This window comes from Arenimonas metalli CF5-1, assembly GCF_000747155.1.
GTDB classification, from domain to species: domain Bacteria; phylum Pseudomonadota; class Gammaproteobacteria; order Xanthomonadales; family Xanthomonadaceae; genus Arenimonas; species Arenimonas metalli.
The window spans coordinates 195,967-211,963 of the sequence record NZ_AVCK01000012.1; the positions used below are offsets into that span (position 1 = coordinate 195,967).

Genomic DNA, 15,997 nt, shown 5'->3' on the forward strand with positions numbered 1-15,997 from the left:
AGAAGAACCAAAGAAGAAGGGCGCCTCGCGGCGCCCTTCGTCTTAGTTCGGATTACCCGGCTTCGTTTCGTCCTGGCCTTCCAGCGACCAGTTCGGGGCGGGCGGGGCTTCCGGCGATACCGCTTCCGGCTCGGCTTCGGCGGTCGGCTCGGGCAGGTTGGCCGCGAGGATCGGCTTGGCCTCAGCCACCGGCGGGGCGTCGAACACCGCCGGCTGCGTGCGCAGGAACGGGTTGACCGGCGCCGCCGGCGCGACGATTTCCGGCTCGGCCGGGATCAGGCTGGCCTGCACCGGCGCGGCGGCCGGCGTGGACAGCGCGAACGGCGCGGGCTCGGCCGCGACGACGACGGCAGGGGCCACCGGCGTCGGAACGATCACGGGCGCAACCACGGGCGCCGGCTCGACGGCCGGGGTGGGCTCGCTGGCGGAGGGGGACGCCACGGTGACGGCTTCCACCGCCGGGGCCGGGACGATCTCCACGAACGGGCGCGGCTCGGGCGCAGCCGCCACCGGGGCCTCGGCGCGGGCTTCAGCCGCCTCCGGCATCGGTGCAGGCGCGGCGGCCGGCGTCGGCACGACCGCAGGTGCGGGCACCACGGCCGGAGCCGCCGCCATCGCCGCCACGGGCGCCGAAACCGGCACCGGACGCGGGGCGGGTGTCGGCGCGGGGCCGAGGTCGTCGAAGTCGGATTCGGCGGCGCTTACCGTGGCCGCCGGAGCGGCCGGGCGGTTGCCGGACGACTGGCCCGGCTCTTCGTCATCGAAATCGGATTCGCTGTCCTGCGACGCGTCCTGGCCATTGCCCTCGTTGGCGGCGTCCTCCGGACGACGACGACGACGGCCACCGCGACGACCGCGGCGACGGCGGCCCGTGCCCTCGGCGCCCGCGGCCTCGCTGCCGCCTTCGGCGGTGTTCTCGACGCCGGCAGCGACCTGGCCTTCAGCCACGTCCACGGCAGCGGCCGGGGCTTCACCCTCGGCCACGGCGGCACCGCCGGCGGCGGCCTGCGCGGCCAGCCTGGCGGCGCGGGCTTCGCGACGCTCGGCTTCGCGCTTCAGGTTTTCCTGGCGCTGCTGCTCGCGGCGCTCGGCTTCCTTCTTCTGGTTCTCTTCGCGGCGCTGCTGGCCTTCGAGGCGACGCTGTTCGTCCTGCTTCTTCTGTTCCTCGGTGCGCTCCTGCTTGGGCGGGCGCGCCTGGGCGGCGGCCGGCGGCTGCTGCGGCTTGCCGGTGTCCTTGGCCTTGTCGCCGCGGTCATGGCGCTCGTTGCGCTCGCCGCCGCGGGAACCGCGCTCGCCGCGGTCGCGGCCACGGCCATTGCGGTCGCGACGGCCGTCGTTGCCGCCGCGCGGGCCGCGGTCGCCGCCGCGCTCGCCGCGGTCACCGCGCTCTTCGCGCGACTTCTTGGCCGGCGCTTCTTCGCCGGAGGCATCGCCGCCGGTGAACAGCGCGGCCAGGCGGGCGAAGAAGCCCGGCTTGGGCGCGGCCGGCTTGTTCGAGAACACCGGCGGCGGCGCCACCTCGACCTCGGCTTCCTCGCGCACCGGCGCCGGGTTCGGCGGGCGCACGGCGGTCACGGCCGGCAGGTCGGGCACGTTGATGTGCGCCTTGGTCAGCGAATGCACCGCCTGCTTGCGCGGGGTGGTGCGGTGGTAGCTGGGCTTGCCGGACTCTTCGCCCAGCTCGTTCTCGCGCAGGCGGCTGATGTTGAAGTGCGGCGTCTCGAGCTGGTCGTCGGCGACGACGACCACGGGCGCGTCGTGCCGGGTCTCGATCTCGACCAGGGCGCGGCGCTTCTCGTTGAGCAGGTAGTTGGCGATTTCCGGCGGGGCCTGCACCAGCACCTGCCCGGTGTTCTCCTTCATCGCGTGCTCTTCGGCCAGGCGCAGGATGCTCAGCGACAGCGATTCGACGCTGCGCATGCGGCCATGGCCCTCGCAGCGGGGGCAGACGATCTGGCTGGACTCGCCCAGCGACGGGCGCAGGCGCTGGCGGCTCATCTCGAGCAGGCCGAAGCGCGAGATGCGGCCGATCTGCACGCGCGCGCGGTCCTGCTTGAGCGCGTTCTGCAGGCGCTCCTCGACCAAGCGCTGGTGCTTGCCGGAGGACATGTCGATGAAGTCGATCACCACCAGGCCACCGAGGTCGCGCAGGCGCATCTGGCGGGCCACTTCGTCGGCGGCCTCGAGGTTGGTGTTGAACGCGGTTTCCTCGATGTCGCTGCCCTTGGTGGCGCGCGAGGAGTTTACGTCGATGGCGGTCAGGGCTTCGGTCTGGTCGACCACGATGCTGCCGCCCGAGGGCAGGCGCACCTGGCGCTCGTAGGCGCCTTCGATCTGGCTTTCGATCTGGTAGCGGTTGAACAGCGGCGTCGGGTCTTCGTAGAACTTGAGCTTGCGCAGGTTCTGCGGCATCACCGACTGCATGAAATCGCGCGCTTCGTCGTACATCTCGCGCGTGTCGACCAGGATCTCGCCGATGTCGGCGCGCAGGTAGTCGCGCAGGGCGCGGATGATCAGGCGCGATTCCTGGTAGATCAGGAAGGGCGAGGGCTTGGCCAGGGCGGCGTCGGTGATCGACTTCCAGACCTGGAGCAGGTAGTCGAGGTCCCACTGCAGCTCGTCGGCCGCGCGGCCGACGCCGGCGGTGCGGATGATCACGCCCATGTCGTCGGGGATGGTCAGCGCGTCCATGGCCTCTTTCAGGGCCTGGCGGTCGTCACCCTCGACCCGGCGCGAGACGCCGCCGGCGGTGGGCGAGTTCGGCATCAGCACCATGTAGCGGCCGGCCAGCGAGATGAACGTGGTCAGGGCGGCGCCCTTGTTGCCGCGCTCTTCCTTGTCGACCTGGACGACCACTTCCTGGCCCTCGCGCAGGAATTCCTTCAGGCCGGCCTTGTTCGGGTCGACGCCGGGGACGAAGTAGTCCCGGGAGATTTCCTTGAGGGGGAGGAAGCCGTGGCGCTCGCCGCCATACTCGACGAAGGCGGCCTCGAGGGAGGGCTCCAGGCGGACGATGCGGCCCTTGTAGATGTTGGACTTCTTCTGTTCCTTCGAGGGCTGCTCGATGTCGATGTCGTACAGGTTCTGGCCATCGACGATCGCCACGCGCAGCTCTTCGGCCTGCGTGGCATTGATCAACATACGCTTCATTGTCTGGTGTCCTCACGCGCTCTTACCGCGAGGAACGCCGGGGTCCGCGCCCGATGTTTCCGGCTAGGGGCGCACCGCGCACCCAGGCCTGGCAGGAACTTCCAGCGCTTCTAAACCTTGGGCGTACCCACGGGAGCGCTTGTTGTACATGTGTTCGGTCATTGGGGCCGGAAACCGCCGAGCGTTTTCCGGTCTGTCGTGCACTTGTAAGGTGTACGGCGATATCCGTCCGCCTTCGGTACCGGCTAACATGGTCACCCCCGTGGGGTGTGGTAGCGGTTCCTCAGGATTCACCTGGGATCGGCTTTCGGCCGGCACCCCAGGGAAATCAGGACGTTATCTCGCGAAGCGATTGTATAGGTGCAACCCCCATGGCGGCAAATGAAGTCTCAACCGGCGTGAAGATGGTCAAGGTCCCCGAGGACCGGGACGGCCAGCGCCTGGACAACTTCCTGCTGCTGCAGCTCAAGGGGGCGCCCCGGAGCCTGGTCTACAAGCTGGTGCGCAGCGGCCAGGTCCGGATCAACGGCAAGCGGGCCAAGGCCGACAGCCGCCTGGCCGGAGGGGACGAGGTCCGCATCCCGCCGGTGAAGCTGAACGAGGCTGGGGAGGCCCGGCCCGTGCCCAAGGGCCTGCTGGACCGGCTCGCCGCCAGCATCGTCTTCGAGGACAAGGCCCTGCTGGCCGTGAACAAGCCCAGCGGCCTGGCCACCCACGGCGGCAGCGGCATCAGCCACGGCCTGATCGAATCCCTGCGGGCCCTGCGACCGGGCGAGCCGCTGGAACTGGTGCACCGGCTCGACCGCGACACCTCGGGCGTGATCCTCGTGGCCAAGAAGCGCTCGGCCCTGCTGGAGCTGCAGGCCCTGATGCGTGCGGGCGAGGACGACGAGGGCCCGGGCAAGCGCTACCTGGCGCTGCTGGTCGGGCGCGTCCCGAACGGCACGCTGACCGTGGACGCGCCGCTGCAGAAGTCGGTGATGCAGGGCGGCGAGCGGCAGGTGCGGGTGGACCCGGCGGGCAAGCCCTCGGTCAGCCACTTCAAGGTGCTCGAGCGCCGCGGCGGCCACAGCTATTGCGAGGTGCGGATCGAGACCGGCCGCACCCACCAGATCCGCGTGCATGCCGCCCACCTCGGCCACCCGATCGCCGGCGACGATAAGTACGGCGACCCGGAGGCCAACAAGCGACTCGCGCAGCAGGTGGGCCTCAAGCGCCTGTTCCTGCACGCCGCCTCGATCGAGTTCGCCCTCGACAAGGGCAAGACGCCCTACCTGATCAACGCGCCCCTGAGCGAAGAACTCACCGCCGTGTTGGACCGCCTCGCCTGAAGCAAATGAACCAGGTTCATTTACCCGGCCGAGTTCGGTCCGAGGTTGACGCGGCGCAGCCCGGGCAAATGAACCTGGTTCATTTGCTTCAGGCCAGCTGTTCGGTCTTGGCGGCGCAGATGAAGTCGTTTGCGCTCAGCCCGCCCACGTCGTGGGTGGAGAAGCGCACCACCGCACGGTCGTAGTGCACGCCCAGGTCGGGGTGGTGGTCTTCGGCGTGGGCGACGTAGGCGAGCGCGTTCACGAAGGCCATCGTCCGGTAGTAGTCCGGGAAGCGGAAGGTCTTGCGGATGGCCGCGCCGTCCTCCACCAGTTCCCAGCCGGGCAGGGCGGCGAGGAAGGCCTTCACATCGGTGGCCGGCAGGCGGTGCTGTTCGCCCTTGAGCGGCGTGCAGCGGCGGGCGGCGAGTTCACTGATCGTGGTCATGTCTGCGTTCCAGGGCGGTAGGGCCGAAGTATAGGCCGGGGGTTTACAATGCGCGCCATGATCAACATCACCGAATCCGCGCAGGCCTATTTCCAGCGCCTGCTCCAGACCCAGGGCGGCGACGCCGTCGGCATCCGACTCTCCGCCGTCAACCCGGGCACGCCCCGCGCCGATGCGCGGCTGGAGTTTTGCGACGACGGCGACCTGCTCGGCGACGAGTGGTCGATCGAATGCGCCGGCTTCACGCTTTACGTCGACGCGCCCAGCGCGCCGTTCCTGGATTCGGCCGACATCGACTTCGTCGCCAGCGCCACCGGCGGCCAGCTCACCATCAAGGCGCCGCGCATCAAGGGCGACCAGCCCGCCGGCGACGCCTCGCTGGTGGAACGCGTGCAGTGGCTGATTGACTCCGAGATCAATCCGCAGCTGGCTTCGCACAAGGGCCGCGTCGCGCTCGATTCGATCGATGCCGACGGCGTGGTGTACCTGCGCTTCGGCGGCGGCTGCCACGGCTGCGGCATGGTGGACGTGACCCTGAAGCAGGGCATCGAGAAGTCGATGAAGGCGAAGATCCCCGAGGTCACCGCCGTGCGCGATGCCACCGACCACAGCACCGGCAGCGCGCCCTACATAGCCCGCGGCTGAATGGTCCGCGCCGCGCCCGCGCCGCTTAACCAATTTTTCCCGGGCGGTGCGGTTACTCTCGCCCGGCCCTTCCCGACGACGCGGTGCCCGTGAGCGATCCACGCGAGACCTACGATCCCGCAGAGGCGCTCAACGAGTCCGGCCACCGCTGGCGGCCGGCGCGCGCACCGGAGGACTTGCCGCTTGGCCTGCGCCTGCTGCTGATGGGCCTGGTCACGATCGGCCATGCGGTGGTGTTCTGGGTCTTCGACCGCAGCAGCTTCGTCGCCGCCCCGACGCCCGAGCGCGAGATCACCACCATCCTGATCTTCCCCGAACCGGAGCCCGAGCCCCTGCCGGAGCCGGAGCCAGAGCCCGAACCAGAGCCCGTTGAGGCGCCCGAACCCGAGCCTGTGCGGGCCCCCGAACCCGCGCCGCAGCCGGAGCCAGAGCCGCAGCCGGAACCCGAGCCCGAGCCCGAGCCGCAGCCCGAGCCCGAACCGCTGCCGGAGCCCGAACCGCTGCCGGAGCCCGAACCCGAACCCGAGCCCGAACCGCAGCCCGAACCCGAGCCGCAGCCGGAACCCGAGCCGGTGGTCGAGCCCGAACCGCTCCCCGAGCCCATCGTCGAGCCCGCCACCGATCCGGATCCGGCCGAGGAAGTCGACCTGCCCGAGGATCCGGCGCCGTCGATCGACTCGACGCTCGTGTTCGTCCCGGTGGAAGACCCCGAACCGGCGCCGATCCCGCTGCGCGAGCTGCCGTTGGCGCCGGTACCCAGCCCCGAGCCCCTGCCCGAAACCGAGATCGCGCGCGTGCCGATGCCGGTGAGCGAGCCGTCGCCGACCGAGCCGGAAAAGATCCGCGTCGACATCACCGCACCCGCGTTCGCCGAAGTGATCCAACCCGCCCAGGTCGAGATCGATCGGCCCGCCGCACCGACCGTGGATGTGTTGCGCCCGGAACCGATCCGCGTCCAGAAGCCCGCGCTGGACATCGCATTCGGAGAACTGCCCGCGCCCGAGTCGGAAGACCCGACTGCGCCGGAATCCCCCGCGCAGGCGCCGGTGCCGGAAACCGCCGCGGTTCCCTCGGCGCCGGAATCCGCACCGGCCGCCCAGGCGCCGGCTTCGGCGCCGGCCCTGTCCGATGACTTCCTGGCGCCGCCCGCGAGCCGTGACGGCGCGATGCAGGCCGTCGATGCACCGCTGGCCGGTGGATCGCTGCGGCTGTACAACCCCGACGGTTCGCTCGACCTGCCCGACGACCTGCGCGACCAGCTCCGTGGCGCCACCGACGACACCCGCGAGTTCAGCTTCCAGCAGCCGGGCCTGCTCGATTCCGGCAGCTTCATGCGTCGGCAGCCGGCGCTCGTCTACGAGCCCACGCGCTTCGACGAATACTGGATCCCCGAAAAGGACATCCTCACCGAAGTGCTGGAAAAGGCGGTCGAGGCCACCACCGGCACGGTCGAGATCCCCATCCCCGGGAAGCCCGGCTCCAAGCTCGTGTGCACGGTGTCGATCCTGGCGGCGGGCGGCGGCTGCGGCATCCGCCACAACAACGACGGCTACGTGGTCGAACTCGACGACCCGGAGACGCTCAACGAACAGGAAGCCGCGCAGTGCGCCGCGTGGTGGGACCAGATCACCAACGCCACCAGCCAGGCCGCGTGGAAGGGCACCCGCGAACTCTACGACTTCCACTGCCGCAAGCCGCTGGCCAAGCCCACGGACGTGCCGGCACCGAAGGACGGCTAGCGGGCCGCAACGAAAAAGCCCGGCGTTCGCCGGGCTTTTTACTGGAATCGGACGAAGCGATCAGCGCTCGTCGATTTTGCTCAGGTCGTGCAGGTCGCCGGCCTGGCTGCCGTAGAAGGCCGCGAGGTCGTTGATGTCCTCGTCGCTGAGCGCGCCGGCGAAACCCGCCATGATCGCGTTCTTGCGCTTGCCGGACTTGTATTCCTGCAGGGCGCGCACGAGGTACTCCGGATGCTGGCCCGCCAGCTTCGGATAGGTGTCGTCGAGGCTTTCGTTGCCGGTGGCGCCGTGGCAGGACGCGCAGGTCTTGGACTTCTCCTGGCCGGCGGCGATGTTGCCGACCGGGCCGGCGGCGAAGGCCGGGGCGGCGAGGGCGAGGAGGGCGGAGGCGGCGAGCAGGCGCAGGGTCATGGGGTCGATTCTCACTTGGCCGGCTTGAGGCTGGACAGATAGGCGGCGATGTCGGCGATCTCCTGGTCGGAGAAGCTCTCGGCCTGCGCCTGCATGGTCGGGTGTTCGCGGTCGCCGGTCTTGTAGCCGGTCAGCGCCGCGACCAGGTAGGCCTCGTTCTGGCCGCCGACCTTGGGCACGCGGTAGGTCGGGTAGGCGTTCTTGTAGTCGGCGATGCCGTGGCAGCCGGTGCAGGTATAGAACAGGGCCTTGCCCTTTTCCGGATCGCCCTTGGCGAACGCGGGCGCGGTGGCGAGGGCAAGCACGAGGCTGGCGGCGGGCAACAGGATTCGCTTCATCGGTCTTTTTTTCCGGCTCGAAAGGGTCGGGCGGGCGGCACTAAACCGAAATTATAGCCGGTGCATCCCAAGGCAGACAGGGGGCCGGGGGGCGCCGCGCATGCGACCGTCACCGGTGGGCATCCAGACTTCCGGCATATGCGGGTCTTCACGCCCGTCCTGTACTGTTCTATTCAACTACAACACCCCCGCCAGAAGCCCCGACAATGAAGACTCTCCGCACGTTCCCGCTGGCCCGTACGACCGCCGTCCTGGCGCTTGCCATCACCCTGGCCCTGGCGGGCTGCGGGGGCGGCCAGCCGCCCGAGGGGCAGGCTGCCGAAACCGCCGCCACCGGCCCCGACGGCAAGCCGGTCGAGAAAAAGGCGCCGGCCGTGCCGGTCGAAGTGGCCCGCGTCACCAAGCAGGTGATCTCGGCCAGCTACAGCGGCACCGCCAGCCTCGAGGCGCCGGCCGAAGCCCAGGTGGTCGCGAAGTCCTCGGGCGTCGTGCTGCAGGTGCTGGTGGAGGAGGGTGACCAGGTGCGGGCCGGCCAGGTGCTGGCGCGCATCGACCCCGACCGCGCCCGCCTCGAGATGGAGCGCTCGCGCGCCACCGTCCGCAAGCTCGAGAACAACTTCCGCCGCGCGCAGGAACTGCTCGCGTCCAAGCTCGTCAGCGCCGAATCGGTCGAGCAGATCCGCTTCGACCTCGAGTCGGCGAAGGCCAGCTACGACCTCGCCCAGCTGGAGCTCTCGCACACCAACATCGTCGCGCCGATCAGCGGCGTGGTCGCCCAGCGCATGGTCAAGGTCGGCAACCTGGTGGCGCTGAACGCGCCGGCCTTCCGCGTGGTGGACATCTCCCAGCTCGAGGGCGTGCTGAACGTGCCCGAGCGTGAACTCGCCACCCTGCGCCCCGGCATGCCGCTGCGCATGGTGGTGGATGCGGTGCCGGGCCAGGTGTTCGAGGGCAAGGTCGATCGCATCAGCCCGGTGGTGGATTCCGGCAGCGGCACCTTCCGCGTGGTCTGCGCCTTCGAGGGCGGCGGCACGCTGCGCCCGGGCATGTTCGGCCGCATCGAAGTGGTCTACGACGAGCGCGTGGATGCGCTGACCATGCCGCGGGTCGCGCTGCTCGAGGACGAGGGCGAGCCGGCGGTGTTCGTGGTGCGCGAGAGCAAGGCCGTCCGCGTGCCGGTCGAGCTGGGCTACGTGAACGGCGAAGTGGCCGAGGTGCGCTCGGGCCTGGTGGAAGGCGACGACGTCGTCACCGCCGGCAAGGTCGCGATCCGCGATGGCTCCGAGGTCGAAATCATCAACCCGGCGTCGCCGGAAGCCTCCACTGAAACCGCCGTCGCGCAGGTTGCCGTCGAATGAGCCTGGTCGAATTCTCCACCCGCCGGCGGGTGACGGTGGCGATGGTCACCGTGACCTTCGTGATCTTCGGCCTGATCGCGCTGTCGAGCCTGAAGGTCAACCTGCTGCCCGACCTCAGCTACCCGACCCTGACGGTGCGCACCGAGTACACCGGTGCGGCGCCGATGGAGATCGAGACCCTGATCAGCGAACCGGTCGAAGAGGCCGTGGGCGTGGTCAAGAACCTGCGCAAGCTGCGCTCGGTCTCGCGCACCGGCCAGAGCGACGTGGTTCTCGAGTTCGCCTGGGGCACGGACATGGACCAGGCCAGCCTCGAGGTGCGCGACAAGCTCGAAGTACTGCGCCTGCCGCTGGAAGCCAAGCAGCCGGTGCTGCTGCGCTTCAACCCGTCCACCGAGCCGGTGATGCGCCTCGTGCTGGCCGCCACCGACGCCCCTGCCGGCAGCGAGCAGGCCGAGCTGATGCGGCTGCGCCGCTACGCCGAGGAAGAGCTCAAGAAGCGTCTGGAGCCGGTCGGCGGCGTCGCCGCGGTCAAGGTCGCCGGCGGCCTCGAGGACGAGGTGCAGGTGCTGATCGACCAGGACCGCCTGGCCCAGCTCAACCTCGACGTGAACACCGTCATCGAGCGCCTGCGCCTGGAGAACGTCAACATCTCCGGCGGCCGCATCGAGGAAGGCTCGCAGCGCTACCTGGTGCGCACGGTGAACCAGTTCACCGGCCTGGACCAGATGCGCGAGCTGCTCGTGGCCAACGTCGACGGCGTGCCGGTGCGCCTGCGCGACGTCGCGAGCGTCAGCCAGGGCTACAAGGAACGCGAGGCGATCATCCGCCTGGGCGGCGGCGAAGCCGTCGAGCTGGCCATCTACAAGGAGGGCGACGCCAACACCGTCGCCGTGGCCGACGCGATCAAGGTCGCGCTCGAGCGCCTGAAGGACCAGCTGCCGCAGGGCGCGACCCTGACCACGATCGAGGACCAGTCGGTCTTCATCGAGGCCGCGCTGTCGGAAGTGAAGAAGGAAGCGCTGATGGGCGGCGTGTTCGCCATCCTGCTGATCTTCTTCTTCCTGCGCGACGGCTGGAGCACCTTCGTGATCGGCCTGTCGCTGCCGGTCTCGATCATCGCGACCTTCTTCTTCATGGGCCAGTTCGGCCTGAACCTCAACGTCATGTCGCTGGCCGGCCTGGCGCTGGCGACCGGCATGGTGGTGGACGACTCGATCGTGGTGCTGGAGAGCATCGCCAAGGCGCGCGAACGCGGGCTGGGCGTGCTCGAGGCGGCGGTGGTCGGCACCAAGGAAGTGAGCATGGCCGTGGTGGCCTCGACGCTGACGACGGTGGCGGTGTTCTTCCCGCTGGTGTTCGTGCAGGGCGTGGCCGGCCAGCTGTTCAAGGACCAGGCGCTCACGGTGTCGATCGCGCTGGTGATCTCGCTGGTGGTGTCGCTGACCCTGATCCCGATGCTGTCGGCGCTCAAGGCAAAGTCGCCGATGGCCTTCGCGGATTCGCCGGGCGGCGAAGGTCCGGGCGGCCCGGTCTGGCGTCAGGTGCTGGCGCAGGCGATCGACTTCGCCAAGCTGCCGTTCCGTCGCGTGCAGGCTGCGTTTGGCCGGGGCACTGGCCGCGGCATCGGTGCCGCGCTTGCCGCGCTGGTGCTGGCGCCGGTGTGGGCGTTCTGCCTCGTGCTGCTGCTGCTCGCCATTCCGTTCGCCTTCCTGGTTCCACTGCTGGTGTTCGCCGTGACTTGGCTGGTGGCCACCCTGGCGCGCGTGCTGGGCGTGGGCGGGCGGGGGCTGGGCCGCGTCGGCGGCTGGGTGCTCAAGCCCTACGATTGGGCCGAGGCCGGCTACCACCGGCTGTTGCCGAGCGCGCTGTCGAACCCGCTGCCGGTGCTGGGCGCCGCGGGCGTGGCCTTCGTGCTGGCGCTGTTCGTGGCTTCCACGCTGGGTACCGACCTGATCCCGCAGTTCGCGCAGGATCGCTTCGAAATGACGGCCAAGCTGCCGCCCGGCACCCAGCTGCGCGACACCGATGCGCTGGTGAAGCAGATCCAGCAGGTGCACGACGGCGACGAGGGCGTGCAGGCGCTGTATGGCGTCAGCGGCAGCGGCACGCGGCTTGACGCCAACCCGACCGAATCGGGCGAGAACATCGCCAAGCTCACGGTGGTGATGGGCGGCGATTTCGGCCGCGCCTCCGAGGAGCGCCAGACCGAGCGCATGCGCGCCACGATGGCCCAGTTCCCGGACGTGCAGGTGAAGTTCGGCCGGCCGCAGCTCTTCAGCTTCTCCACGCCGCTCGAGATCGAGCTGCGCGGGCAGGACCTGGAGGCGGTGGAGCGCGCCGGCCGCAAGCTGGCGGCGATGCTCGAGGGCAACGACAGCTTCGCCGACGTGAAGTCGACGGTGGAGCAGGGCTTCCCCGAGATCCAGATCCGCTTCGACCAGGAGCGCGCCGCGGCGCTGGGACTGACCAGCCGCCAGATCGCCGACCAGGTCGTGCGCAAGGTGCGCGGCGAGGTGGCGACGCGCTACAGCTTCCGCGACCGCAAGATCGACGTGCTGGTGCGGGCGCAGGAAGCCGACCGCGAGTCGCTGGAAAGCATCCGCAAGATCATCGTCAACCCGCAGAGCGACCGTCCGGTCACGCTGGACGCGGTCGCCGACGTCGTCGCCACCATCGGGCCGAGCGAGATCAACCGCGTCGACCAGATCCGCGTGGCCATCGTCTCGGCCAACCTGCGCGACATCGACCTCGGCACGGCCGTGCAGCAGGTGCGCGACATGGTGGCGGCGGACCCGCTGGGCGCCGACGTGCGCATGCACATCGGTGGCCAGGGCGAGGAGCTCGACGCCTCGATCAGCTCGCTGATCTTCGCGCTGTCGCTGGCGATCTTCCTGGTCTACCTGGTGATGGCCTCGCAGTTTGAGTCGCTGCTGCATCCGTTCGTGATCATGTTCACCATCCCGCTGGCCATGGTCGGCGCGGTGATGGCGCTGTGGATCAGCGGTTCGCCGGTCTCGGTGGTGGTGTTCATCGGCCTGATCCTGCTCTGCGGCATCGTGGTCAAGAACGCCATCATCCTGATCGACAAGGTCAACCAGCTGCGCGAGGAAGGCGTGGCCAAGGACGAGGCGATCATGCGCGGCGCGTATTCCCGCCTGCGCCCGATCATCATGACCACGGCGACCACGCTGTTCGGCTTCGCGCCGCTGGCCTTCTTCGGCGGCGAAGGCGCCGAGGTCCGCGCGCCGATGGCGATCACGGTGATCGGCGGCCTGGCGGTGTCGACGCTGCTGACGCTGGTGGTGATCCCGGTGATGTACAAGCTGATGGACCGCAAGTCCGACGCGCACTATGTCGAGCGTGGCCAGCGGGCCAGCGCGCTCGAGCGCCTGCGCGCGGCGGCGGCCCTGGGAGACGCGGCATGAGCCTGGCCGAGCTGAGCCTCCGCCGTCCGGTGACGGCGGTGATGTTCTACGTATCGCTGGTGGTGATCGGACTGATCGCCGCCTTCCGGCTGCCGCTGGAGCAGTTCCCCGACGTCAACGTGCCCTTCATCTTCGTGGACCTGCCTTACCCGGGGTCCACGCCGGAAGAGGTGGAGCGCACGATCACGCGTCCGGCCGAGGAGGCCCTGGCCACGCTGACCGGCATCGCCCGGATGCGGTCCACCAGCCGCCCGGACGGTTCCAGCGTGCAGATGCAGTTCTCGGACTGGGACCGCGACATCGAGATCACCGCCAGCGAGGCGCGTGACCGGCTCGACGCCATCCGCGGCGAGCTGCCGGAGGACCTGCAGCGCTACTTCGTCTTCAAGTTCTCGCCCAGCGACCAGCCGGTGATCCGCGTGCGCTTCGCCGGTGACCGTGACTTCACCGGCGAGTACACCCTGATCCAGCAGCAGTTCCAGCGCCGCCTCGAGCGGGTGCCGGGCGTCGCCCGCGTGGATATCTCCGGCGCCTCGCCGCCCGAGGTCGAGATCGCGATCTCGGCCGACCGCCTCAGCGCCCATGGCCTTGGCTTGAACGAACTGGCCGCGCGCCTGCGCGCGGTGAACTTCTCGGTCTCGGCCGGCCAGATCAACGAGGGCCGGCAGCGCCTGCGCGTGCAGCCGATCGGCGAAACGGCCAGCCTGGACGAGATGCGCGACCTCGTGCTCAACGACAAGGGACTGCGCCTGTCCGACGTCGCCGTCATCCGCGAGAAGCCGCAGGAAGTCGACTACGGCCGGCGGCTCGATGGCCGGCCGGCCGTGGGCCTGGACATCTTCCGCGAGCGCAACGCCAACCTCGTGGATGTCTCGCGCCTGGCGATGGCGGAGCTGGCCCTGATCAACCAGGAGCCGGAGTTCCGCGACATCCAGCTCAACATCATCGACGACCAGGCCGTCGGCGTGACCAGCTCGATCAACGGCCTGGTCGAGGCCGGCCTGATCGGCTCGCTGCTGTCGCTGCTGATCCTGTTCTATTTCCTGCGCCACTGGCCGTCCACGCTGATGGTGACCCTGGCGATCCCGATCTGCATCGTGATGACGCTGGGCGCGATGTACTTCTTCGGCATGACCCTCAACATCCTGTCGATGATGGGCCTGCTGATCGGCGTCGGCATGCTGGTGGACAACGCCGTGGTGGTGGTTGAGAGCATCTACCAGTACCGCGAGAAGTACCCGAACGACCCGATGCGCTGCGCCATCGAGGGCACCCGCAGCGTGCAGGTGGCGATCACGGCCGGCACGCTCACCAGCATCATCGTGTTCATGCCGAACCTGTTCGGCGAGCGCAATTTCATCTCGATCTACCTCGGCCAGGTGGCGATGACCATCACCATCTCGCTGCTGGCGTCGTGGATCGTCGCGGTGAGCCTGATCCCGATGATCTCGGCGCGCCTGAAGACCCCGCCGGCGGTGACCGCCGAGCACGGCTTCGTGCCGCGCCTGACCCGTGGCTACGCCTCGCTGCTGCGCTGGACCCTGGCCAACCGCGCCAAGGCCGTGCTTTCGATGATGCTGCTGGTGCTGGTCAGCTTCGTGCCGGTGACCATGACCAAGATGGACTTCTTCAAGAACGACGTCGGCCGCCGCATTGAGCTGTACTTCGACTGGAAGGGCGCCTACAGCCTGGAACAGATCTCGGAAGAGGTGCTGCGGGTCGAACAGTTCCTGGACGCCAACCGCGAGAAGTACCAGATCAAGCAGCTCTATTCGTGGTTCAGCGAGCGGGGCTGGGCCGGCATGCAGGTCACGCTGGTGGACCCGAACCCGAGCTTCGTGGACAAGCTGCTGCTGCGCAAGCAGGAGCCGGGCCTGATGTCGGCCGAGGAAGTGCAGGAGATGATCCGCAAGGACCTGCCGCGCACCGCCCGGGCCGAGATCGGCTTCAACGGCGGCGATGGCGGCGGCGGTGGCGGCGACGAGCAGGGTATCCGGGTGTTCCTGCAGGGCGATTCCTCCGCCACGCTCAACGAACTGGCCGAGAACCTGGTGCCGATGCTGGCGCTGCGCAAGGAATTCCGCGATGTCCGCGTGGATTCGGGCGACGAGAACAGCGAGGTGCAGGTCAGCGTCAACCGCGAGCGCGCCGCCAGCCTGGGCTTCAGCGCGCAGGAAGTGGCCAGCTACATCGGCATCGCCCTGCGCGGCACGCCGCTGCGCGAGTTCCGCTCCGGCGACGCCGAGCTGCCGGTCTGGGTGCGGTTCGCCGGCTCCGAAGACTTCCGGGTCGAGGACATGTCGGCGCTGACCCTGCGCCGCGCCGACGGCACCAGCGTGCCGCTGCTTTCGGTGGTGGACGTCAACGTCCGCAAGGGCGCCTCGCAGATCACCCGCGAAAGCCGCCAGACCTCGCTGGCCCTGGAGGCCAACCTGGCCAAGGACGTCACCGTGCCCGACGCGCGCAAGGCGATGGAGGAGGTGCTGTCCTCGGCCACCTTCCCGCCGGGCTACCGCTACAGCTTCGGCGGCTCCTTCCAGCAGGACGACGAGGCCGGCAAGCAGATGATCTTCAACCTGCTGCTGGCGCTGGTGATGGTTTACCTGGTGATGGCGGCGGTGTTCGAGTCGATGCTGTTCCCGGCCGCGATCATCAGCTCGATCCTGTTCTCGGCGCTGGGCGTGTTCTGGCTTTTCGCCTTCACCGGCACCACCTTCACCATCATGGCCTTCATCGGGTGCCTGGTGCTGATGGGCGTGGTGGTGAACAACGGCATCGTGCTGTTCGAGCACATCAACGCGCAGCGGCGCTCGGGCCTGAGTCGCACCGATGCGCTGGTGCACGGCTGCAAGGAGCGCCTGCGCCCGATCCTGATGACCACCTGCACCACGGTGCTGGCGATGCTGCCGCTGTGCATGGGCGGCACCCAGCTTGGTGGAGACGGCCCGGCCTACTACCCGATGGCGCGCGCGATCGCCGGTGGCCTGGTGTTCTCCACCCTCGTCAGCCTGCTGTTCCTGCCGACCATCTATGCGGTGATGGACGACATGCGCGAGTGGACGTCGGAGACCCTGCGCCGCGGCCGCGCCAAGGCGCCGCTGGCGGGCCTGAGGCTGGGCCGCGCGGCGGAATGAGTGGCGGAATGAGTGGCGTGCCCGGGCCGCCTGGCC

Annotated in this window: 10 protein-coding genes; 6 read left to right on the forward strand and 4 right to left on the reverse strand. The window is 69.3% G+C overall.

Translation table 11 applies throughout. From position 1 onward, the window contains the following. Window positions 1-42: 42 nt before the first annotated feature. Window positions 43-3,150: an Rne/Rng family ribonuclease gene (locus tag N787_RS04570; protein WP_084590618.1), complete on the reverse strand. Its 3,108-nt coding sequence runs from the start codon at window positions 3,148-3,150 to the stop codon at window positions 43-45. A gap of 404 nt (window positions 3,151-3,554) precedes the next feature. Between N787_RS04570 and N787_RS04575 the strand changes: the two genes are divergently transcribed. After that, window positions 3,555-4,481: an RluA family pseudouridine synthase gene (locus tag N787_RS04575; protein ID WP_245593958.1), complete on the forward strand. Its 927-nt coding sequence runs from the start codon at window positions 3,555-3,557 to the stop codon at window positions 4,479-4,481. 88 nt (window positions 4,482-4,569) lie between these two features. Here N787_RS04575 and N787_RS04580 read toward each other — a convergent pair whose 3' ends face one another. Further along, the gene (locus N787_RS04580) at window positions 4,570-4,908 is read right to left on the reverse strand and encodes a 4a-hydroxytetrahydrobiopterin dehydratase (protein WP_034211060.1); all 339 of its coding nucleotides are present in this window, start codon (window positions 4,906-4,908) and stop codon (window positions 4,570-4,572) included. A 57-nt stretch (window positions 4,909-4,965) separates the two neighbouring features. Between N787_RS04580 and N787_RS04585 the strand changes: the two genes are divergently transcribed. Next, entirely contained in the window at window positions 4,966-5,553 is a 588-nt protein-coding gene (locus tag N787_RS04585) for an NfuA family Fe-S biogenesis protein (protein WP_034211062.1), read from the forward strand. A gap of 89 nt (window positions 5,554-5,642) precedes the next feature. Then, window positions 5,643-7,292: a hypothetical protein gene (locus N787_RS15195; protein ID WP_211252127.1), complete on the forward strand. Its 1,650-nt coding sequence runs from the start codon at window positions 5,643-5,645 to the stop codon at window positions 7,290-7,292. Between the two features lie 60 nt (window positions 7,293-7,352). Here N787_RS15195 and N787_RS04595 read toward each other — a convergent pair whose 3' ends face one another. Both N787_RS04595 and N787_RS04600 read right to left on the reverse strand, forming a co-directional pair. After that, the gene (locus N787_RS04595; RefSeq protein WP_034211064.1) at window positions 7,353-7,703 is read right to left on the reverse strand and encodes a c-type cytochrome; all 351 of its coding nucleotides are present in this window, start codon (window positions 7,701-7,703) and stop codon (window positions 7,353-7,355) included. An 11-nt stretch (window positions 7,704-7,714) separates the two neighbouring features. Next, window positions 7,715-8,041 carry a c-type cytochrome gene (locus N787_RS04600; RefSeq protein WP_052575127.1) on the reverse strand — a complete coding sequence of 109 codons (327 nt, stop codon included), beginning with the start codon at window positions 8,039-8,041 and terminating at the stop codon, window positions 7,715-7,717. A 206-nt stretch (window positions 8,042-8,247) separates the two neighbouring features. Here N787_RS04600 and N787_RS04605 point away from each other — a divergent pair, with 206 nt between their 5' ends. Genes N787_RS04605 through N787_RS04615 form a run of 3 tightly spaced genes read left to right on the forward strand, consistent with a single transcriptional unit; the run spans window position 8,248 to window position 15,961 of the window. Next, window positions 8,248-9,399: an efflux RND transporter periplasmic adaptor subunit gene (locus tag N787_RS04605; protein WP_034211066.1), complete on the forward strand. Its 1,152-nt coding sequence runs from the start codon at window positions 8,248-8,250 to the stop codon at window positions 9,397-9,399. Then, the gene (locus tag N787_RS04610) at window positions 9,396-12,827 is read left to right on the forward strand and encodes an efflux RND transporter permease subunit (RefSeq protein WP_034211068.1); all 3,432 of its coding nucleotides are present in this window, start codon (window positions 9,396-9,398) and stop codon (window positions 12,825-12,827) included. Before N787_RS04605 ends, N787_RS04610 begins: the two co-directional genes overlap by 4 nt. Beyond that, window positions 12,824-15,961, forward strand: coding sequence for an efflux RND transporter permease subunit (locus tag N787_RS04615; RefSeq protein WP_034211070.1), 3,138 nt, complete (start codon window positions 12,824-12,826; stop codon window positions 15,959-15,961). The genes N787_RS04610 and N787_RS04615 overlap by 4 nt, the downstream gene beginning before the upstream one ends. Window positions 15,962-15,997 lie beyond the last annotated feature (36 nt).